Consider the following 20,552-nt stretch of genomic DNA (forward strand, 5'->3'; position numbering starts at 1 on the left):
GAGTTGATGAAAATAGGAATGATTTTTCCAGGACAGGGTTCTCAATTCGTTGGAATGGGTAAAGAATTTTATGACAACGAAAGAATTTTCCAAGAGCTTTTTGAAGAAGCATCAAGCTGTCTGAATGTTAATTTTACACGACTTTGTTTTGCATCATCTGAAGCAGAATTGATGGGCACGATAAATGCACAAACATCAATTTTTTTAATAAGTTGTGCAACAGCTAAACTGCTTGAAGAAAAATATAAAATAGTTTCAAACATTGTCGCGGGACATAGCTTGGGAGAATACAGCGCGATTTTCACTGCGGGTGGTTTTAGTTTTCCGGATGGAATTTATCTTCTTATGAAGAGAGCATTATTTATGGAAGAAGCAACAAATGATGAAAATAGCGGAATGATAGCTGTTTTGAATTGTTCGCAGTCGCAGCTTCAGGAGATTGTTTCGCGTAATGATGTTCCTGGTTCTGATGAATCGGTTGTTGAAATCGTTAATTTTAATTCACCCAATCAATTGGTTGTTTCTGGAACGCTCAAAGAACTTGAAAAAGTAAGTAGTGATATAACACTGGTTGGTGGAAAGAGTATTCCTTTAAAAGTTGCAGGAGCTTTTCATTCACGACTTATGAAAAAAGCGCAGGAAAAATTTTCTGCATATTTATCAAAAGTAAATTTTAAAGATTTATCAGTTCCACTCGTAAGTAATGTGGATGCAAAAGAGATAAAAACAGCAGATGAAATTAGTTTTGAGCTTGTAAAGCAAATAGCATCTCCTGTTCAGTGGTGGCCTTCAATGCAGCGATTTGCTGATTGCGATTTGATAATCGAAGTCGGGCCAAGTGGAAAGTTTGCAAAAATGCTTAGCCGTGAGTGGAAAGATAAAAAGATTATTTCTGTTGCGTCGCCAAAAGATATTGAAAATTTATTGCAGTTGATTTAAACAAATAATAAACAAAAAATTTAGGGGCTTTTTATAATGACTCAAAATAAAAATTTGGCTGTAGTTTCTGGGGGAGTTGGCGGCATTGGTTTCGCGATAGTTTCTAAGCTGTTAGATCGTGGCGATCATGTTGTGGTTTTTGATTGTTTAGAAGAAAATGACAATGCTGTTTTGAATGCAAAAAAAATCGGAGCAGAGTATATAAAAGTTGATATTTCAAATGTTTCTTCCATTGAGAATGGATTTAAAATATTGCAAGAAAAATTCAATGGTGAAAATCTAACAATATTTGTTAATAACGCCGGAGTTGCTAGAGATAATTTAGCAGTAAGATTGACAGAAAAAGATTGGGATTTTGTTTTAGATGTGAACTTAAAAGGAACTTTTTTCTGTTGTCAGCAAGCTATTAAATCTATGATGAAAAAGAAAAAAGGTTACATCGTAAATATAAGCTCTATTGTTGGGATAGAAGGAAACGCAGGGCAAGTAAATTATGCAGCAAGTAAAGCAGGAATTATAGCTTTAACAAAAAGCTTATCTAAAGAGTATGCATCAAGAAATATTTTGATAAACGCTATAGCTCCTGGATTCATTCAAACAAAGATGACAGAAAGCTTGCCGCAAAATTTGAAAGATTATGTTTTAGATAGAATTTCGCTAAAAAAATTAGGGCATCCTGAGGATGTTGCAAATTTGGTAGAATTTCTTACTTCAGGGAAAGCTGACTATATTTGTGGTGAAATTATTCGCATTGACGGAGGATTAAGTTGAAATTAATCCCATTTTATGGTTATATTTTGTTCTTGTATTAATTAAAATTTATTTAAGTTAGGAGTTTTTAATGGCATTTCAAAAAAATGATACTTTAAATAAAGTTATCGAAGTTATTTCTGAAAAACTTAGCATTCCTGCTGACAACATTAGTGAAACTGTAACTTTCAAAGATTTGGGGGCAGATTCTTTGGACATTGCTGAAATTATTATGTCTTTTGAAGAAGTTTTTGGCATTGAAATTAAAGATACAGATGCTGAAAAAATCAAAACAGTTGGCGACGCAGTAGAATTAATTCATCAACACAGAACTAAATAATAAATTTTATATGGCGGAAAAGAATAGGGTTGTTATCACAGGAATTGGTCTTGTAACTCCTACTGGTAATGATACAAAACAAACTTGGCAATCAATTCTGAATGGAAAAAGTGGAATTTCACAGCTTGATGATTCTATAGATGCTGGCCTAATGCGGTCTCATTTTGCAGGATCTGTTAAGGGTGAACAAGAAATTTTAGATCTTGTTTTTCCAAAAGTAAAACAGCGAAAAACTGGTAGATTTATTCATTTGGCGGCGATGGCAGCACACGAGGCTGCAAAAGATGCCAAAATTAATGGAGAGTTTCCAGCGGAAAGATCAAGAATTGGAAGTTATGTTGGAGTCGGAATTGGGGGGCTTGATATAATAGGGAAAGCTGCCATTACACTAAAAGAAAAAGGTGTAAAAAGTTTATCTCCTATTCTTTTACCGCAAGCTTTAATTAATGAAGCGCCATCGTGGGTTGGCATGGAATTAAATCTTCAAGGTCCAATGGTTGGTGTTTGTAACGCTTGTGCTTCAGGCGCAGACGCGGTAGGTCTTGCATTTAGATCTATAAAAGATGGTTATGCAGATTATATGTTTGCAGGTGGATGTGAAAGTAGTATTACACCACTAGCTTTTGCATCTTTTGGTAATATGCGAGTTTTATCAAATTGGCAAGGTGAAGCATCTGCAGCATCGCGTCCTTTTTCGCAAGATCGATGTGGTTTTGTTTTGGCCGAGGGGGCTGGTATTTTAGTTCTTGAAAGACTCGATTTGGCACTTGCACGAAATGCAAAAATTTATGCAGAGATTGTTAGCTATGGTTCCGCTGCAGATTCTTATCATGTTACAGCAATGCATCCAGAAGGAAGAGGTGCAGAATCTGCTATTAGAAAAGCTTTAAATGAGGCAAATATTGAAGCGGATAAAATCGGTTATGTTAATGCGCATGGAACCGGCACATTAATGAATGACTCGATAGAAGTTTTAGTTCTGAAAAATATTTTTGGCGATCGTGCCAAAAAATCTAATGAAAATCATGTTTTAGTCAGTAGTACGAAATCAATGACAGGCCATATGCTTGGTGCTACGGGTGCTGTCGAAGCCGCATTTTGTGCATTAGCTTTAAATGATCAAAAAGTTCCACCAACGATTAACATTTCGCAAACAGAAGAATCATTTGATTTAGATTTTGTTCAAGATGTTTCTAGAGATTTGAATTTTGAATATGCGCTTTCAAATTCTTTTGGATTTGGTGGTGGAAATGCTGCTTTGATTTTCAAAAAATTTAAAAAATAACACCTAATTTCATCCAAAGCTCTAGTTGAATCAATCTTGAATTTGTTTGTGGAAGCTCTACAGCTGAACCGCCGCTTAAAAAATATGACCGATTTTTTTCATCCCACACATATCCCAAAGATGCAAAAATTTTGTGCGAAACTACAGAAGGTGTTTCAGCTTCTGCCTCATCTACTTGTGCGGCCGAAATTGTTCCATAATTACTTGTGTCATCAGAATAGTTTGGATAAATCCTTGAAATGGTATTCTTTTTACTAGAATCATTTAATGCGAAATTTGCTTCAAGTTGCTGGGTTGTGCTTGTAGAAATTATTTTTTGTAAATCTGTTAAATAACTGCTTGATGCAAATCCATAACGGTTATCTTCCCATGATCTTACGGGTGAAATATCATCTCTTTGTTTAAACCAAAAATCATATCCGAGTTGTGCGGAAAGATGTTTTTTGTTGTATGAGAACATAAACATTCCTTCCACTCTGCTTTGAGGTCTTACTGCAACTCGTTGTGCTAAAATGTTTGCTGCGGGAATCACTTTGGGAGATTCGATTTGCCCTAATAGCATGTATGGTTCCCATTTTAACTTTTCATTTTTATAATTTTTTAGTCCTAAAATTCGTTGTTCATTTGCTCGTAATAAATATTTGTAGCGAAGGTCGTAAATCAGTTGAACTTTATTTGTGTATTGAATAGAACCATCAAATCCGACTCCAATTTGCCAGTGTCCAGCGGTTCCTATCCTTGGTTCAAATAAATATTCGGCATGCGGAGTGCTATTTGTTGGTACGGTGAGAAATCCGTTTAGATTAAATGCATAATCTTTTTTGTTTGTTGTTTTGTAACTAAAAATTAAATTGATGTCAGCTAAACCTGTTTTATCAATTGCGATATTCGCGATTTTTCCATGTTCTAGTGGATCTTGTAATGTTCGCAGAGTGTCTTCACCTGGGCGTAAACGTTGAAACATTATTTCTCCGTTAAAATAATCTAAAATTGTTTTGTTGTCTTCACTAGAAGGGGTTGCGTTTATAGTTTTTAGACCTGTTTTAAAACGTACGTAAACAAAAGGAAGATTTATTTTTACAAAAAAATCTTTTGAAATAGGTCTTAGAGGTTGGTGATAAGAGATCATTAATCCATAACTGTTTATTTGTGGTTTTAGTTTTATTGTTCCGGCAAGGTTTGTTGCGCTTGTTTCATCAAATTTTAAATTTCTGTTATCAATGTCTGTATTTCGTCCGACATTTAACGATGTTCTATTGTCAAACATTAGATAGCTTGCGAGTTTAGAATGGTTTAGTGAAAAGTCTGCAAAAGGAGTTATGAAAAGTTTTTCTGTCGGTTTTTTTTGCAGCAGAAGATTTTTGGTAATTATTTCTAGTGGAATGTTATCGTTTTGCGGTCTGTGAGAATAATAAGTTTTATCTGTTGATGATTGCAGGTTAGACGCGATAGTGAAAAATAAAAATAAAATGACATGAAGAATTTTAGATTTATTTTTTTTTATTTTGAAATGATTTTTGGTTGTCAATGTATAACGAGCCATTTTATCTCCTTTTCCTTTGGCTGCGTTTTTAGATAAAACTTTAAATGAATTTTGTAAAATTCTTTTAACTTGAAATAAAGGATATCAAAAATCGATTGAAAAAAAGAGAAATAAAAAAATAAATAAGGCTCGGCAATTGCCGAGCCTTATTTTATCTAAGTGAGTATTTGTTCTAACAAAATATTTTATTAGAAAGAAATACCAACTTTACCCCATAGACCCCATTGTTCAAGAGCTTTTTGTTTTGATGCGAATTCGAAGTCAGCTCCTAAGCCAAGAAGAAGAGGTGTTTCCCATCTATTGAAGCAATATCCAATGCCACCATAGATTTTGTGTGTTACATAAGCAGGCGTTTGTGCACATCCTGTGTCAAAGTCTGAGTTGAGCAATTGTGCACCTGTAGCAGCACCGACATATGTTTGACCAATTACAGGAGAAGTTTTTACAGCGGCATTAGTAAGTGCGAATGCTGAAGTTGCATTATAATCGTAACCTGCTAGAGCATATCCAGTTGCGGCTGTTTCATCGATAGAGAATTTCTTAGAAACTTTTTCTCTTTCTCTGCCGTATAGGTTGTATCCAAGATCGAATGTGAATCCGCCGTTCTTGTATGCAAGACCAGCTAAGAAGTCTACTTGGTTACCAGGGGTTACATCACATTTTCCTGTTGAGATATTTGCTAATGGTTGTACTCCTGCTGTACCAACATGACCAACTAAGAAATAACGGCTCCAGTCAGCATGTGTGCTATTGTTACCAAGTTGAAGCGTTCTTGTTTCAGAGTTTTTGAACAAGTATCTGTAATCAAGTACTAACAATATGTCAAGAGCTTGTTCGTGATGCTTCCAAGGTTCAAACTTGGTATCGATTCCGGCGCCAAGACCCCAGTGTTGACCATTTCCGCCACCAAGTGGTTCAAATAGGTAAACAGATTTAGATTTTGGACCTGTTGGGAATGTTATACCAATATTGATACCGGCATGTTGTGCTTCTCTGACCCAGAAGTTCCAGCCTAATTTTAGAGGAATTTCTGAAAGAGCAGTTTTACTTCTATTTCCAGTGATTCTTGAATAGTTTAATGCTGTTTGTGTTGCAAAGCTTACGCCTGTTTGTGTGATGTTACCCGAGAAGTAGTCAGCTACTGATCTTGAAGGATAACCACTTGCGTCTATTGATTGAGTTTGACTGCTTGAAAGGTTAAGACGAGATCTTGTTTGAGACCAGACTATTGGTGCGCTTACTTGGAAGTATAAACCTTTTAGTAATCCATCAAGAGCTTGTCTGTAGTATAGATGTACGCCACCTTGTCTGTGTGAGAATTCAAGGTTTAAGTTACCAGCTAAAAGTGGATTTGGTAACATGATGAGGGTTGGATTGTAATATAATGTGCCGGCTGGACTTAATGAGTTATGGATTAAATGTCTTCTGTCTACTCTTCCTGCTGTTGTTAATGATCCGGTTCCGACTGTTAAGCCGTTCATGTTGTTAAATCCGAAGTATTTACCCATTCCTGTTTTGTTTGTTGAGAATTCTGCGAATGGTACTGCTACGATGCTTGCGCCGAATTTGTCATCTTCTTTGTGGTATTTATGATCGATTTGTGTATGCCAAGTTGTTTTTTCCATTGCAAGGTTAACTGCAGCTGGACGAGGTGTTAGGTGAGTTTTGTTTGTGTCACCATGAACTTGTGCTATTCCAGTCAATGTGACAAGAGATGCAACAAGCAATTTTTTGGTGAGTTTATTCATAGAGAAATCTCCTTTATTACTTTATTACTACACTTTTAATGTTAAGTGCCAATGAATGGCACTTACGATAAACTAGATGAATTATATGCTACTACTACTTAACATTATTGCATTAGTTCCTTATTCTCATACACTTCATTTTGTATGTTTTAAATATCTGCAATTTCAAAAAGTAAGTGAATAAAAATATTATATGAAATTAGATCTTGCTGCACGTGATTTTGCAATTCAATTTTGAATATTTCAAATGTTAAATTTCACATAACAGGTCTTAGAGTAACCATCCTTAACGAAGATTTCAAGTATTTTGTAAAAACATTTTTTTTGAATAAATCTGCTACACGTAGAAAATGCTTATTTATAGATGTGAAATATTATTATTTGTAGGCTTTTTGAAATCATAAAATTATATGTTAATGCTTGTAAATTAAATGTAATGGATAAATTTTAAATGAAATAATTGGCGAGAAAATTTCATTATTAAACCATGAGAAAGTCAAAAATTCGTAATCCGTTTGCCCTGAGCGAAGTGAACTTCTAGTAAATGCAGTCGAACGGGTGCGAACTCCTTAAAAAATAATAATTCAGCGCTTTCAGTTAAAAATGATAATATCCGCCTGTACCCGTTCGACTGCGCCACAAAGTGGCTACGCTCCCACCTTCGCCAAGGCTATGGCGGGCACACAGGGTGAACGGTATTTTCATGTTGGAATTAAGTATTAATAAATTGGTTACGTTTTTAAATTTTCAGAAGAAGTCTATAGAAAAGCAGAAGAAATAAAAAAATAAATAAGGCTCGGCAATTGCCGAGCCTTATTTTATAGGAGTGAGTATTTATTCTAACAATATATTTTATTAGAAAGAAATACCAACTTTACCCCATAGACCCCATTGTTGTAGAGCTTTTTGTTTTGATGCGAATTCGTAGTCAGCTCCTAAGCCTAGAAGAAGAGGTGTTTCCCATCTATTGAAGCAATATCCAAGACCGCCATAGATTTTGTGTGTTACATAAGTAGGCGATTGTGCGCATCCTGTGTCAAAGTCTGAATTTAGCAATTGTGCTGCTGATGCGCTATAAGCAGATGTTGCGCCAATTGTAGGGGCTGTTTTAAGTGCTGCGTCGGTAGCTAATGCGAAGACGTGGGTTGCATCATAACCATTTGCGGCTAGACCGTAGCCAGTTGCGGCTGTTTCATCGATAGAGAATTTCTTGGAAACTTTTTCTCTTTCTCTGCCATATAGGTTGTATCCAAGGTCGAATGTGAATCCGCCGTTCTTGTATGCAAGACCAGCTAAGAAGTCTACTTGGTTACCAGGTGTGACATCACATTTTCCTGTTGAAATATTTGCTAAAGGTTGTACGCCTGCTGTGCCGACATGACCAACTAAGAAGTAACGGCTCCAATCAGCATGTGTGCTATTGTTACCAAGTTGAAGAGTTCTTGTTTCAGAGTTTTTGAACAAGTATCTGTAATCAAGTACTAACAATATGTCAAGAGCTTGACTATGATGTTTCCAAGGTTCAAATTTGGTATCGATTCCGGCGCCAAGACCCCAGTGTTGACCATTTCCGCCACCAAGTGGTTCGAATAGGTAAACTGATTTAGATTTTGGTCCTGTTGGGAATGTTATACCAATATTGATACCAGCATGTTGTGCTTCTCTGACCCAGAAGTTCCAGCCTAATTTTAGAGGAATTTCTGAAAGAGCTGTTTTGCTTCTATTGCCAGTGATTTTTGAATAAGCAAGAGCTGATTGAGTTGCAAAGCTGCTTGATGATTGTGTGATGTTACCTGAGAAGTAATCAGCTACTGATTTTGAAGGATATCCGCTTACGTCAACTGATTGTGTTACACTGCTTGAAAGGTTAAGACGTGATCTTGTTTGAGACCATACTATTGGTGCACTTATTTGGAAGTATAAACCTTTTAGCAATCCGTCAAGAGCTTGTCTGTAGTATAGATGTACGCCACCTTGTCTGTGTGAGAATTCAAGGTTTAAGTTTCCAGCTAAAGGTGTACCTCCTGTGGAAAATGGGAAGCCTGTGGCACCATATGCTGTGGCTAAAGCTGCGGTCAATGGGTTATGAATTAAATGTCTTCTGTCGACTCTTCCTGCTACTGTTGAGCTTGCTAGTCCGACTGTTAAATTATTATAATTGCTGAATCCGAAGTATTTGCCCAGTCCTGATTTGTTTGTTGAGAACTCTGCGAATGGTACTGCTACGATGCTTCCGCCGAATTTGTGATTATCTTTGTGATGTTTATGATCGATTTGTGTGTGCCAGGTTGTTTTTTCCATTGCAAGATTAACTGCAGCTGGACGAGGTGTTAGGTGAGTTTTGTTTGTGTCACCATGAACTTGTGCAATTCCGGTCAGAGTGACAAGAGATGCAACAAGCAATTGTTTGGTGAATTTATTCATAGAGAAATCTCCTTTGTTACTTTATTACTACACTTTTTATAAGCATCAGTGAATGACACTTATATTAAACTAGATGAATTATATGCTACTACTACTTAACATTATTGCATTAGTTCCATATTCTCATACACTTCATTTTGTATGTTTTAAATATCTGCAATTTCAAAAAGTAAGTGAATAAAAATATTACATGAAATTAGATTTTGCTGTAGGTTGTTTTTGTAATTCAATTTTGAATATTTCAAATGTTAAATTTCATATAACAGGTCTTAGACTAACCATACCGAACTTAGATTTCAAGTATTTTGTAAAAACATTTTTTTTAAATAAATCTGCTGCACGGGGAAAATGCTTATTTCTACATATATATTGATTGTTTAAACAGTCGCCTGGGAGGGTGAATTTTTGTTTAAATTTTTTATTACATGTTATAATTTTCTCATCAGAATGTAGTTTCGAAATTTGTTTTTGGAGATGAAAATGTTTTTAATAATTTTTTATGCATTGATTCAAATTGTTTTTGAAGCTTTACCTATAAGCAGTTCAGGGCATGTTCTTTTATTTTCTGTGATTTTAAAAGAAAAATTTGCACAATATCTTTGTGTTCCAGATTTTTTCGACCATTTTCTTCACTTGCCCACTGTTTTGATACTTTTAGTTTTCTTTTTTAAAGATTGGTTTACTCCATTTTCGATGCTTTTTAAAAATTTAGGCTTTGGTGGCAAAGCGAATGCTGCGCGTGCAAAAAATCTTTTTGAAATTTTTTATAAGATTGTAAAGCTTGGTTTGGTGGTGGATTTGATCACGGCTATTTTTTATTTTATAAATCATTCTTTTTTCGAAATGTTTATCAATTCTCATGCAAAGTTTTTTTTATTATTTGGATTTTGTATCACAGCAACAGTTTTATTTATGCTTCATCTTAAAGAAAAAAATAATAATGAAAAAATTGAATCTTTCGATTTGAAAAAAGCAGCAATTTTAGGCGTGGTGCAGGGGATTTCACTTTTTCCTGGTATTTCTAGATTTGGTGTAACTTATTCTTGTTTAAAATTTATGAATTTATCCTCACGCCGTGCTTTTCAAGTTTCTTTTTTGGTGCAGTTTCCGCTAATTTTGGCAGCAGCTTTAAAAGGAACTTACGATTTATTTAAATTTGAAAATGTAAAAATATTTTTATCATTTTCATTTTTAGCTGCATTAGTTGTTGGTTTGTTTATTTCTTATGCATTATTTAAAATGTCATACAAACTTGCGCTCAAAAATAAACTTTGGTATTTCGCATTCTACATTTTACTTTTAATCATAACCTTTAGTTCTTGGTTTTTTATCTTCTAGATTGCTCAAATCATTGCATATTTAAACTCTTTTTGGCGATAATAAAAACAGATTTGAAAGTCTCATTTATTTTGTAAAAAAGGAGAATGTGGCGATGCTTGGTAGAAATGAAAAAAAAGATATTGTAACTGCTGTATGTAGCTATAAAAGAGAAATCTTTGCGGCGATTTTGATTGTTTTTACTTTATTTCTTTTTATCTCTTTAATTTCTTATTCATCTTTTGACAATACTTTATTTAATTATTCATCTGCAAACCAAAATGTTAAAAATTGGGGAGGCTTTATAGGCGTTAATCTTGCCGCGTTTTTGTTTTATCTTTTTGGTTCTGTTTCTTTTTTGTTCTTTTTGTTTTTTGCATATTTTTCATACTTGATGCTTTTTAAAATTTCATTGCGCTCAGAGCTTGGAAGGTTAATTGGTTTTTCCTGTTTGATTATTTCGCTAGGCTCTTTGTTTTTTGCTTACGGAATAGATTTTACCCAAAGTCATCCGGGCGGATTTTGCGGATATCATTGTTATAATTTTTTTAATTTTTTATTTGGTAATGTTGGTGCTTTTTTATTTTTGTACGCGACTCTTTGGGTTGGATCAGTATTGCTTTTTAAAATATCTTTTTTTAGTTTATTTGCACGCGCTTGGCAAGCTTATGGCGGCCGATGTAGCGAATTCTTTTCTCCAGTTTGGAATTTTTGTAAAAAAGTAATTTTGTATCCATTTAGACTTATAAAAAAATTGTTTGGATTTAAATCTTCTAGTGATTTTTCTTTTAAATCTGCAGAAAGTAGTGATTTAACAAGTCTAAATGAAAAAGTCGATCAGGATGAAAGTTTTTGGCAAGGTATTGGACAAGATGTTAACAGTGAAAATGTTTTGCAGAAAGCTAGCGGTAAACAAATTAAAAAGTTCGTGGATGCAGCCGTGTTCAATGGATCTTGCGAACGTAAAATTACGTTTGTGAAAAGTTTTGACTGGGTTCGAAATTCTGTTTTGTCCAAAAATATTGTTAATGCCATGTCATTACATAAAAATTCTTTTGCAGCGCAAAAAATTGTTAAAAATAAAAAATCTTATAAACTTCCTGATTTCTCAATTTTTGAATCTGTAGCTAAAAATGAAACAAGCAAAAATAATAAAAAGCTGATAGAAGAAGAATGTAAAATCAAAGCTAAAAAACTTGAAGAAAAATTACTGAATTTTGGTATCAAGGGTTCAGTGACACAAATTAATCCAGGGCCAGTTGTAACTCTTTTTGAATACACTCCAGAGATTGGCACCAAAATTAGTAAAATTTTAGCATTTGAAGATGACCTTGCGATGGTGCTTCAAGCGACTAGTATTCGTATTCTTGCGCCGATACCTGGTAAATCTGCAATTGGTTTTGAAATTTCAAATCAAACTCGAGAATCGGTTTCATTTTTAGATATATTATCTGGCAAAAATATTTCACAATCTCAACTTACTTTGCCAATTGTTTTGGGCGTGGATATTGCTGGTAATACTGTGATCGAAGATTTAGTGAAAATGCCACATTTACTTGTTGCTGGTTCCACAGGATCAGGTAAATCGGTTGCGCTTAATGTGATGCTTTCAAGTTTACTTTGCAAGTTTAGCCCAGAGGAATTAAAACTTATTTTGGTTGATCCAAAGCATCTAGAGTTTTCTTCATACAAAGATATTCCACATCTTTTGTACCCGATCGTAACTGACAGTCGAAAAGCTGCGTTAGTTTTGAAATGGGTTGTATCGCAAATGGAAAGTCGTTATGAAAAAATGGCTGCTTTGGGAGTACGCAATTTGGTCGATTATAATTCAAAAATAGAAGAACAAAATTTAGATCAAGATAAAGAACCATTCATTGTTGTAATGATTGATGAACTTGCAGATCTTATGATGGTGGCAGGTCGTGAAGTTGAACTTTGTATTACCCGAATTGCACAAATGGCGCGCGCTGCGGGAATCCATTTGATAGTTGCTACGCAGCGTCCTTCGGTTGACGTTTTAACCGGCCTTATAAAAGTTAACTTTCCATCGCGAATTGCTTTTCGCGTTACTTCCAAGATTGATTCGAAAGTTATTTTGGATTCTACAGGTGCTGAAAAATTACTTGGTCGAGGTGACATGCTTTATCTCAATCCTCGAGGTGCGGATTTGCAACGAGTACATGGTGCTTATGTTTCAGATAATGAAATTGAAACTCTTGCAAATTATTTGCGATCTTGCGGAGAGCCAAATTATTTGGATTTAGAAGAGTTATCAGCTTTGGGTAATGGATCAAAAGCTGATGATTTAGAAGACGAACTTTTTGGTGATGTTTTAAATTTTGTAAAAACAATTGACGAAGTTTCTATCTCGATGATTCAGAGAAAATATCGAATTGGTTTCAACCGCTCGGCAAGATTAATTGAACAACTTGAACATTCAGGGATAATCGCTCCAGCGCAAGGTGTGAAAGCAAGGAAGGTTCTGCGATAAAACAGATTTAGAAATTAAAAGACAAAATTTTTAAAATTGATAATTTTATACGCATCTATATAAAAGTTTATTTTGTAAAGATGCGTATGAAGTTATGAAGAGAACGACAAAAGTATTTTTTCTTTTATTAATATTTGTTTTTAGTATTAATGCATCAAATTGGTATGGACCATTCTTTTTTGATGATGGAAAAAGCGTTACTTATTATAAGGGAGATGGTTCAGACTCATATCGATTTAGCGATGCTAATTCAATACCAACGCAACTAAATCAAATCAATTCGCATAGCTCGATTGAAGATCAACAAAATGTCTTGCTGCTTTTTATGCAAAATACTCGAGCAGAGAATAGCTTATCTCCTTATTATCCAAATTATTATCAATATACAAATGAAGAGCTGCACAAAGAATCAAAAAAAGAAATTAGAAGAAGAATACAAAGAGAGTTGCAAGCTAAAGAAGCTGAAATAAAAGATTTAAAAATCGAAAAAGATCAGAAATTTAAGGATTTAGTTTCAAAAGCAGAAAATTTTAGAAATAATTTGGCTATAAAAAATTTTGAAGAAATATCAGTAGCGGATTTGTATCTAAAAGAACATAGTTTTGATTCTAAAAAATTGGAATTACTTTCTGCAGATCCAAATCAATCACAAACGATTAAAAATTTTACAAATATTTTAAATAGAGCGGCCAAATTAAGAGAACTTGCTGGGATATCGACTCAAGTAAAAAACACAACAGATATTGTTTTTGAAGAGGCAAAGTGTGTTTCAAATTGTTTTGAAAATAATGATTCGAAAAAAGCTGAATTACATGCAGAGTTTTGTGAAAGTTTGGTTGATGTTGGAGAAAGATATGTTGATTTGCTTGCTAAAGGTATAGAGGTTTGCGATATTCCGCCAGAACTTCATGTCGAGAGCTGCGAATGTTTTGATTATCTTTCACGCATTGTTTATAAACCCGCATTTGAAATTCCCGATCGTTTCCGAAATGGTATTGCTGATAATGTTAAATATAAAGATTTAACATTAAATTTTATAGATGCGTGTAAAAAAACATCTAATAATTTAAGCGAAATAATTTTGTCAGAGTGCAGAGATCTTGAAGCTTTTAGTAAATCTATAATTGATCAAAAAGAGGATTGTGTAACAAGGTATGAAGCTTCATATATAACAAATGCAAATAATAACATTTTAAAAGTTGTCCAAATTTTATTTCCTAATGATCCAAATTTGCAAAATCATATTATTTCCATTGTTAATTCAGAAATGGAAATAGCAAGGCATGCAAGTTTTGATTCAAATATGCACACTGTTTATGCGCCTACAAAAACTGTTTTTTATGAAGCGGCGAAAGTTGCAAAAGAAAAAATAAATTTAGATTTGGAAAAGCGCAAAATTGAAACAGAAGGTCGAGATGCTTACAACCAAATTAAAATTAAACATGAAAATTGGTTTAACACTAATCGCATAAATCATTTAGAAATAAGAAACAATCAAAAATTTGATTCTGATTTAGATGAAGAAATCAAATATCTTGAGGATTATTCGAAATCTCCTAAAACAAATGCGGCATTAAAAAAAGTTGCAAATTTGGCTATTCAATCTGCGAATGATGCCAAAATTATGAATTGCGAAGGAATTGAGCAGTTTGAACAAGCAGATATTTTGAAGGAACGAGTAGAAATAATTTCCAAAACGTTTAAAAGTAATTCGTTTCAAAGGCAAGAAACCAAAAGATATGAGCTTTCAGCATTAGCAGAAAAACAATTATCTTTAGAAAATATTAAAAGTAATTTGAAGAGCTTTAGTGGAAATGCAATTGCTCAAAAGCTACACAAAGAAATTGTCTATACATTAAACGAATCGGCAAAAATTAATGATTCTTTTGAAGATTGCTTTCCTGTTTCAAATTTAACAAAAGCAATCTATTTTTCTTCAGATCAAGCGTTTTCTTTTAATCAAAACAAAAACCTAGAGCGGGGATTTGCATTTGTTGATTTTTCACATTCCCTTCTTGATTTGCAACAAGAGATTGCTAAAGATATTGCGTTAGGCGGAGAAATTGCTTTTCGTGTTGCATGGGCTATTTCAAAAGGGGTTGGTCTTGGAATTTATAATGCTGGACATGGGGCTTTAAATACATTTTTGCATCCGATTGATACTGTTGTCCAAACCGGTGAAGGCCTCTACAAAATTGGTTATCTAACTTGCATAGCATCTGCAAAAGCATATAGGGCTTTTAATTTAGCATATGATAACCCCGAAGAGTTTTGGAGAAAATATGATCAATATAAACAGGCACTAAAAGCTTTTACTAAACAAACGGCGCAATATGTTTATGAAAATCCAGAGCAAGCGTTAATGCAATCGACCGCTTTGATTACAGAATTTTTAGTCGGAAGCAAACTTCCTACATCCGAAAATGTGATTCTTGGAAAATTCAGTAGCATTGCAAAATGTTTAATCGAAGAACAAAAAGTTGCTAAAGCTCTGAACAAAACCTCACTGAAGCCATTACTTACGCCAATTAGAGAAATTTTAAAAGGTAGTGATGCTTTAGTAGATGCAAAAAAGCAGCATGGTGAAAAAGTTGTAGATTCTCTCCTTGATCTGATAAAAGAAGAGCCGGCAATTGTAGGAAAAGGAAAATTAAAAGATTTTTTTAAGAAATCAACAATTGATGATGCTAAAAACGTGGCGCAAGGAGATTTAAAATTTTTGGAAAATGATGCCACGCACATGTTTAAAAATGAGTCAGGCCATTTAGGTATGGATACTCTCGGAAATAGAAGTTTGTTAGAGTCCGTAGTAAGAGATAAAGTAAATTTTGTAGATAAAGATATGTATGGAACCGAGTGGTTTGCAAAAATTACGGAGGATGGAAAACAAATATGGGTTAAAGTGCGAGATAATAATATAAGGGCCGGTGGTATAAATGATGTACCAAAAATTTGGGATCCTCAAACTGGTTTTTGTAGAAATTTAAAACCTAAAAAATTTAAGGAAATTTAAAATGAATTTAAATGTAAAAGAATCATACAACACAATGGTTGATTTTTTAGATAAATTATATTGGGAAACACGTGCAGATGAATTTGCAAATTTTTTAAGTGGGCTTTTGCTTTTGTCTGACGGAAGTACTGCCGATCCTGCTGAATGGTACGAGTGGATTGATTCTGTAAATAATATTAAAAAGTTATATGGCATAAGAGAAGAAAATGAGAATGTTACCTTTACTTTAAAACAGGCGTATGAAATTGCACAAAATTTCTTTGATGAATATTACAAAATAACAAATTCAGCATATGAAGACTTTGGAAATTTAATAAGAGGTATGACGTTATTAGAAAATGAAAAATCTACAGATCCAAGATGTTGGCAAGATTGGGTTGATTCTGCGAATAAAATCAAAAAACTTGGTGACAAGGCAGGCATAATGTTTTGGACTAAAAAATAACAAAATAATATGAATTTAAACGTTAAAGAAGCTTACAATGCGATGGTTGATTTTTTAGATAAATATTATGAAAAAATACATTCAGACAATGTTGGAAGTTTTTTAGGTTGTCTTGTACTGTTAAACGACGGAATGCCTGTTGATATTGCGCTTTGGGAGGATTGGATTGATTCTGTAAATAAAATGAAAAAGCAATATAAAAAAAATGAAGAAAATGAACCTATTAATTTTACTTTTACGCAGTCATATGAGATTGCAGAAGATTTTTTAAATGAATATTACAAAAGAACAAATTCAGCATATGAAGATTTTGGAAATTTAATAAAAGGTATGACTTTGTTAGAAAATGGGAAATCTATAAATCCAGAATATTGGGAAGAATGGGTTGCTTCTGCAAATAAAATTAAACAACTTGCTGATAAAGCTGGAATAATGTTTTGTGATTAATTTGTGCAAAAATAAAAGAATTTAAAATGAATTTAAATGTAAAAGAATCGTACAACACAATGGTTGATTTTTTAGATCAGTTATATTGGAAAACTTATTCAGACGATTTTGGAAGCTTTCTAGGAGGGCTTATGTTTTTGCCTGATGGAGGTACCGCTGATCCAGCTGAATGGGAGGATTGGATTGATTCTGTGAATAATATTAAAAAACTATACGACATGAAAGAAGAAAATGAGAACGTTACCTTTACACTTAAACAAGCATATGAAATTGCACAAAATTTTTTTGACGACTATTACAAATTAACAAATTCTGCGTATGAAGATTTTGGGAATTTAATAAAAGATATGACACTTTTAGAAAATGGAGAATCTACAAATCCAGAATATTGGAAAAATTGGATTTTTTCTGCGAATAAAGTTAAACAACTTGGTGATAAAGCTGATAAGATGCTTATTTTTTTAAGTAGAAATGTTTAAAGGTGCTTATTTAAAGCCATCCATATTCACTAAAAAATTTTCCATGCTTAATATCTTGCAATGCGAACATGTTTAAGTGAAAAGTATTTTGTGGTAAGTGATCGAATTCAAACCAATCTAACTCAGCATGTTTATGAGGTTCCAGGTTTTGAGGTTCTCCATCCCATTTGGTTGCTTGAACAAAATAGAGCATTAGGATTTGTTGTGTTATACCTGTTTCCTTATCATATTTTTCGCGCAATCGTAAAACATGGACAATAGATAGATCATTTTCAAGAATTGTAATTCCAATTTCTTCAGCAGCTTCCCGGCAAATTGCTTGTTTGATAGTTTCATTATGTTCGACCGTTCCACCCGGTAAGCAAAAGAAACCGAATGCAATTTTGTTTGGAATGTTTCTTTTAAAAAGCAAAATTTTGTTATTATTTTTTAAAATGAGAACTGCTCCTGTAACAATTTTACAATTTTCTAATGACATTTTGTTTCCTATTATTTTGTTGCGCTAATAAGGTTTGTTATAGCTTTATTTTTTTCATTCGGTGTTAATTTAGTTTTTATAACAGCTTTTCTTAATATTTCTATTGTTTGGTCGTATGTTTTTTTATCTACAGGGTATGGCGTCGCATCTTTCCCGCCATGAGCAAAACTGTAGCGAGCTGGATCTTTGTAAGATGGTTCGGCTCCATAAATTACTTCTCCGACAAGTGCGAGTGCTCTGACTGTTTTGGGACCAACGCCTTCTTGCGCAATTAACTCTTTGTATGTCTTTGGTTTATTAGCGCAGACTTTTGCGAGCACTTTTTCCAAATATAAACTTTTCGAAAAATCTTCATTGATAACAGGATGTTTTGTGAATTCGGTATTTGCTAACTCGAGAAATGATAATTGATGTTCGCCATTTGAAAAGCTCATCATTTTAGAAAGTCGCGAAGAATGTTTGCGAAGTAATTGAATGTCTTTAATAACAGAGTTGTAACCGGCATCAACCATATCAACAGAAAGATCTCTACTTTGTTGACTTGTCAAAGCTGTCATATTTAATACCGGTGATTTGAGTTTCAGGTCCGATACGATTCCTTTGTGTGGTTCAATAATTAAATCATTTGCAGATTCAGAGCTCCAGTGGTACCTTCTTGCGGTTTGGTTGCCTGTGTTCATTCCCTGTTGAACCACCGCCCACGCGCCTTTTTTGGAAAAAAAGAAAGCGTGATGATAAATTTGGTATCCATCTTGGATTAAAGCACTATCAACTTTGGCACTCATCTTTGAATTATAAATAAGATTTTCAGTTTGATTTGTTTGTAGGTAAAGTTTTTTGCCCCAAAGAGCTATTTCATCTGGAGTTTTTCGCGATGTTTTACCTTTACCGCCGCAGATGAATATTCCTAATTCTTTTTCATGTCCGCGAATAGCTTCTTTAAGAGCGGCTGTTAAAATCGTTGTTAAGCCACTTGCATTCCAATCGAATGCTAAAACTGTGCCTAAAGATTGAAACCATACAGGATCTGCTATACGTGCAATAAATTCATTAGGGCCATATTCGTCTATTAAAACACGGACCATTTCCTGTCCTAGTTTTACCATTCTTTCAAATAGCCAACGAGGACAAGTTCCATAATCTAACGTAAATGTTGCAATACCGCGTTTCATAATTTTTTAACCAAAAATATTTATAGTGTTTAATAGAACAAAATCAACTAGAAAGTTAATAGTAGCATTCTTTTATTGTCAAACTTTAAGTGTTTTCAAAATCCCAATAAAATCTATCAAAAACAATCGGTTTGTTTCTTAATTTACGACATAGTTTTTTTGTGTAAAAATATAGAACATTATGTTTATTTAGATAAAAATAAGTTTGGAGTTGCAAATGATTTTGGATAATCAATTTTTTGATCATGTTTTCAAATCTGACGATGTTTATTTTGGCCTTGCAAATAAAATAAAATCTTTTGATAAAATTTCTTTTTTGCAAAATAGTGAACTTGCAGTATCCATTGATAGTAGAACAATTAATAAAAACGAAATTTTTCTTGCGCTTAAAGGCGATAAATTTGATGGTCATGATTTTTTACTTCAAGCGCTGCAAAATGGTGCGATCGGTTTAATCATTCAAAAAAATAAAATCGATTATTTAGATAAATTTCCAAAAAATTTATTAGAAAATAAATTGATTATCGCAACTGATGATACATACAAAAAACTTGTTGAAATGGCAAAATATTGGAGAAATTCTTTTGATATTCCTGTGGTTGGTATCACCGGATCGGTTGGTAAAACTACAACAAAAGGAATGATCGATTCGATACTTTTTGCTGCAAATATTCCACATTTTACTTCCTATAAAAATCAAAATAATGAAATTGGTTTACCTCTTAATATTTTAAAAATCCAAAAAAGTGCAAAAGTTGCTGTTTTTGAGCTTGGTATCAATAGTGTTGGTGAAATGGATAGACTTGTTGATATTTTAAATCCAACAATTGCGCTTATAACAACAGTTGCGCATGTTCATACAGAGGGTCTTGGAAATTTATCCTCAATTGCTCGTGAAAAACGCAAAATATTTAAAAACTTTAATTCAAAAAATGTCGGAATAATTTTTGGTGATAAAGATATTTTGGATGAATTTAGTTATTCACATCCGATAGTTCGATTTGGTTTTAAACGCAAAAATAATATTCGCGCAAGTAAAGTTAATCTGATTTGGGATGAAAGTGGTAATGGTCTAATAAAATTTGTTTTAAATATTTATGATGAAAAATTCCCAGCTCATCTGAATGTTGATAATGAAATATTGGTTCATAATGCCCTTGCTGCTGCGGCCATAGCAAAAGTTTTAGAAGTTTCTGCGGATGCAATATTACTAGGTCTTGAAAATTTTAAACCTGTAAGTGGGCGTTTTGAAAAAAACGTTTTGAAAAATAACAAAGGAATAATAATAAATGATTGTTACAATGCAAGTCCTGAAAGTATGAAAAAATCACTGCTTGCATTTAATAAGATGAAAGCTAAAGGTTTAAAAATTGCAGTTTTGGGAGATATGCTTGAGCTTGGGCAAAAAGAAATGTACTGGCATCGGCAAATAGGGCGAACACTTTGTAAAACTCCAAACATAGATCGATTGATTTTGGTTGGAATAAGAGCAAAAGAGATTTCTTTAACAGCTCCTTTAACTTTAAAAATTGATTTTGCTGCCGACTCTCAAGAAGCTTTAAAAATTTTAGAAGGTATGCTAGAGGAGAATTCGCTAGTTTTACTAAAAGCATCTCATGGAATGGGCTTTTCCAATATTGTAAGTGGCTTATTGTAGGTTTTCTAAAAGCTTTTTTGC

General features: G+C 33.5%; 15 protein-coding genes and 1 pseudogene. 11 read left to right on the forward strand and 5 right to left on the reverse strand.

Going from position 1 to position 20,552, the window contains the following annotated elements; all coding sequences use genetic code 11:
- Positions 1 to 6 precede the first annotated feature (6 nt).
- From fabD to DEA20_02915, 4 genes are all read left to right on the forward strand, one after another.
- Positions 7 to 939: a [acyl-carrier-protein] S-malonyltransferase gene (gene fabD, locus DEA20_02900; GenBank protein HBS48117.1), complete on the forward strand. Its 933-nt coding sequence runs from the start codon at positions 7 to 9 to the stop codon at positions 937 to 939.
- A 36-nt stretch (positions 940 to 975) separates the two neighbouring features.
- Positions 976 to 1,710 (forward strand): beta-ketoacyl-ACP reductase, encoded by a 735-nt coding sequence (locus tag DEA20_02905; GenBank protein HBS48118.1) that lies wholly within the window; start codon positions 976 to 978, stop codon positions 1,708 to 1,710.
- Positions 1,711 to 1,780: 70 nt separating this feature from the next.
- Entirely contained in the window at positions 1,781 to 2,029 is a 249-nt protein-coding gene (acpP, locus tag DEA20_02910; GenBank protein HBS48119.1) for an acyl carrier protein, read from the forward strand.
- Positions 2,030 to 2,039: 10 nt separating this feature from the next.
- Positions 2,040 to 3,314, forward strand: a complete 1,275-nt coding sequence (locus tag DEA20_02915) for a hypothetical protein (protein ID HBS48120.1) — start codon at positions 2,040 to 2,042, stop codon at positions 3,312 to 3,314.
- Here DEA20_02915 and DEA20_02920 read toward each other — a convergent pair.
- The 3 genes from DEA20_02920 to DEA20_02930 form a co-directional block, all read right to left on the reverse strand.
- Positions 3,304 to 4,857 (reverse strand): hypothetical protein, encoded by a 1,554-nt coding sequence (locus DEA20_02920; protein HBS48121.1) that lies wholly within the window; start codon positions 4,855 to 4,857, stop codon positions 3,304 to 3,306. The genes DEA20_02915 and DEA20_02920 overlap by 11 nt on opposite strands.
- A gap of 188 nt (positions 4,858 to 5,045) precedes the next feature.
- Positions 5,046 to 6,605: a hypothetical protein gene (locus DEA20_02925; protein HBS48122.1), complete on the reverse strand. Its 1,560-nt coding sequence runs from the start codon at positions 6,603 to 6,605 to the stop codon at positions 5,046 to 5,048.
- 855 nt (positions 6,606 to 7,460) lie between these two features.
- Positions 7,461 to 9,029, reverse strand: coding sequence for a hypothetical protein (locus DEA20_02930; GenBank protein ID HBS48123.1), 1,569 nt, complete (start codon positions 9,027 to 9,029; stop codon positions 7,461 to 7,463).
- Between the two features lie 474 nt (positions 9,030 to 9,503).
- On the opposite strand from DEA20_02930, the gene DEA20_02935 reads away from it, so the two are divergent.
- The 6 genes and pseudogenes from DEA20_02935 (at position 9,504) to DEA20_02960 (ending at position 16,951) form a co-directional block, all read left to right on the forward strand.
- Complete coding sequence (locus DEA20_02935) at positions 9,504 to 10,367, forward strand: hypothetical protein (protein HBS48124.1); 864 nt, start codon at positions 9,504 to 9,506, stop codon at positions 10,365 to 10,367.
- Positions 10,368 to 10,455: 88 nt separating this feature from the next.
- Positions 10,456 to 12,840, forward strand: coding sequence for a hypothetical protein (locus DEA20_02940; GenBank protein ID HBS48125.1), 2,385 nt, complete (start codon positions 10,456 to 10,458; stop codon positions 12,838 to 12,840).
- 94 nt (positions 12,841 to 12,934) lie between these two features.
- Positions 12,935 to 15,853 carry a hypothetical protein gene (locus DEA20_02945; protein ID HBS48126.1) on the forward strand — a complete coding sequence of 973 codons (2,919 nt, stop codon included), beginning with the start codon at positions 12,935 to 12,937 and terminating at the stop codon, positions 15,851 to 15,853.
- A gap of 1 nt (position 15,854) precedes the next feature.
- The gene (locus DEA20_02950) at positions 15,855 to 16,298 is read left to right on the forward strand and encodes a hypothetical protein (GenBank protein HBS48127.1); all 444 of its coding nucleotides are present in this window, start codon (positions 15,855 to 15,857) and stop codon (positions 16,296 to 16,298) included.
- 9 nt (positions 16,299 to 16,307) lie between these two features.
- Positions 16,308 to 16,745: a hypothetical protein gene (locus DEA20_02955; protein ID HBS48128.1), complete on the forward strand. Its 438-nt coding sequence runs from the start codon at positions 16,308 to 16,310 to the stop codon at positions 16,743 to 16,745.
- Between the two features lie 26 nt (positions 16,746 to 16,771).
- A pseudogene (locus DEA20_02960) lies at positions 16,772 to 16,951 on the forward strand (hypothetical protein).
- A gap of 283 nt (positions 16,952 to 17,234) precedes the next feature.
- Here DEA20_02960 and DEA20_02965 read toward each other — a convergent pair.
- On the reverse strand, positions 17,235 to 17,702 hold the full coding sequence (locus DEA20_02965; protein ID HBS48129.1) for a hypothetical protein: 468 nt from the start codon (positions 17,700 to 17,702) through the stop codon (positions 17,235 to 17,237).
- Between the two features lie 11 nt (positions 17,703 to 17,713).
- Positions 17,714 to 18,874: a DUF763 domain-containing protein gene (locus DEA20_02970; protein HBS48130.1), complete on the reverse strand. Its 1,161-nt coding sequence runs from the start codon at positions 18,872 to 18,874 to the stop codon at positions 17,714 to 17,716.
- 217 nt (positions 18,875 to 19,091) lie between these two features.
- On the opposite strand from DEA20_02970, the gene DEA20_02975 reads away from it, so the two are divergent.
- Positions 19,092 to 20,531, forward strand: a complete 1,440-nt coding sequence (locus tag DEA20_02975) for a hypothetical protein (GenBank protein ID HBS48131.1) — start codon at positions 19,092 to 19,094, stop codon at positions 20,529 to 20,531.
- The last annotated feature ends 21 nt before the right edge of the window (positions 20,532 to 20,552 follow it).

The organism is Candidatus Dependentiae bacterium (genome assembly GCA_003511165.1).
Lineage (GTDB): Bacteria > Babelota > Babeliae > Babelales > UBA12411 > UBA12411.

Excerpts from the sequence above, each read along its gene's own strand:
- fabD (HBS48117.1), top strand. The coding sequence starts at position 7 with ATGAAAATAGGAATGATTTTTCCAGGACAGGGTTCTCAATTCGTTGGA.
- DEA20_02905 (HBS48118.1), top strand. The coding sequence starts at position 976 with ATGACTCAAAATAAAAATTTGGCTGTAGTTTCTGGGGGAGTTGGCGGC.
- acpP (HBS48119.1), top strand. The coding sequence starts at position 1,781 with ATGGCATTTCAAAAAAATGATACTTTAAATAAAGTTATCGAAGTTATT.
- DEA20_02915 (HBS48120.1), top strand. The coding sequence starts at position 2,040 with ATGGCGGAAAAGAATAGGGTTGTTATCACAGGAATTGGTCTTGTAACT.
- DEA20_02920 (HBS48121.1), bottom strand. The coding sequence starts at position 4,857 with ATGGCTCGTTATACATTGACAACCAAAAATCATTTCAAAATAAAAAAA.
- DEA20_02925 (HBS48122.1), bottom strand. The coding sequence starts at position 6,605 with ATGAATAAACTCACCAAAAAATTGCTTGTTGCATCTCTTGTCACATTG.
- DEA20_02930 (HBS48123.1), bottom strand. The coding sequence starts at position 9,029 with ATGAATAAATTCACCAAACAATTGCTTGTTGCATCTCTTGTCACTCTG.
- DEA20_02935 (HBS48124.1), top strand. The coding sequence starts at position 9,504 with ATGAAAATGTTTTTAATAATTTTTTATGCATTGATTCAAATTGTTTTT.
- DEA20_02945 (HBS48126.1), top strand. The coding sequence starts at position 12,935 with ATGAAGAGAACGACAAAAGTATTTTTTCTTTTATTAATATTTGTTTTT.
- DEA20_02950 (HBS48127.1), top strand. The coding sequence starts at position 15,855 with ATGAATTTAAATGTAAAAGAATCATACAACACAATGGTTGATTTTTTA.
- DEA20_02955 (HBS48128.1), top strand. The coding sequence starts at position 16,308 with ATGAATTTAAACGTTAAAGAAGCTTACAATGCGATGGTTGATTTTTTA.
- DEA20_02965 (HBS48129.1), bottom strand. The coding sequence starts at position 17,702 with ATGTCATTAGAAAATTGTAAAATTGTTACAGGAGCAGTTCTCATTTTA.
- DEA20_02970 (HBS48130.1), bottom strand. The coding sequence starts at position 18,874 with ATGAAACGCGGTATTGCAACATTTACGTTAGATTATGGAACTTGTCCT.
- DEA20_02975 (HBS48131.1), top strand. The coding sequence starts at position 19,092 with ATGATTTTGGATAATCAATTTTTTGATCATGTTTTCAAATCTGACGAT.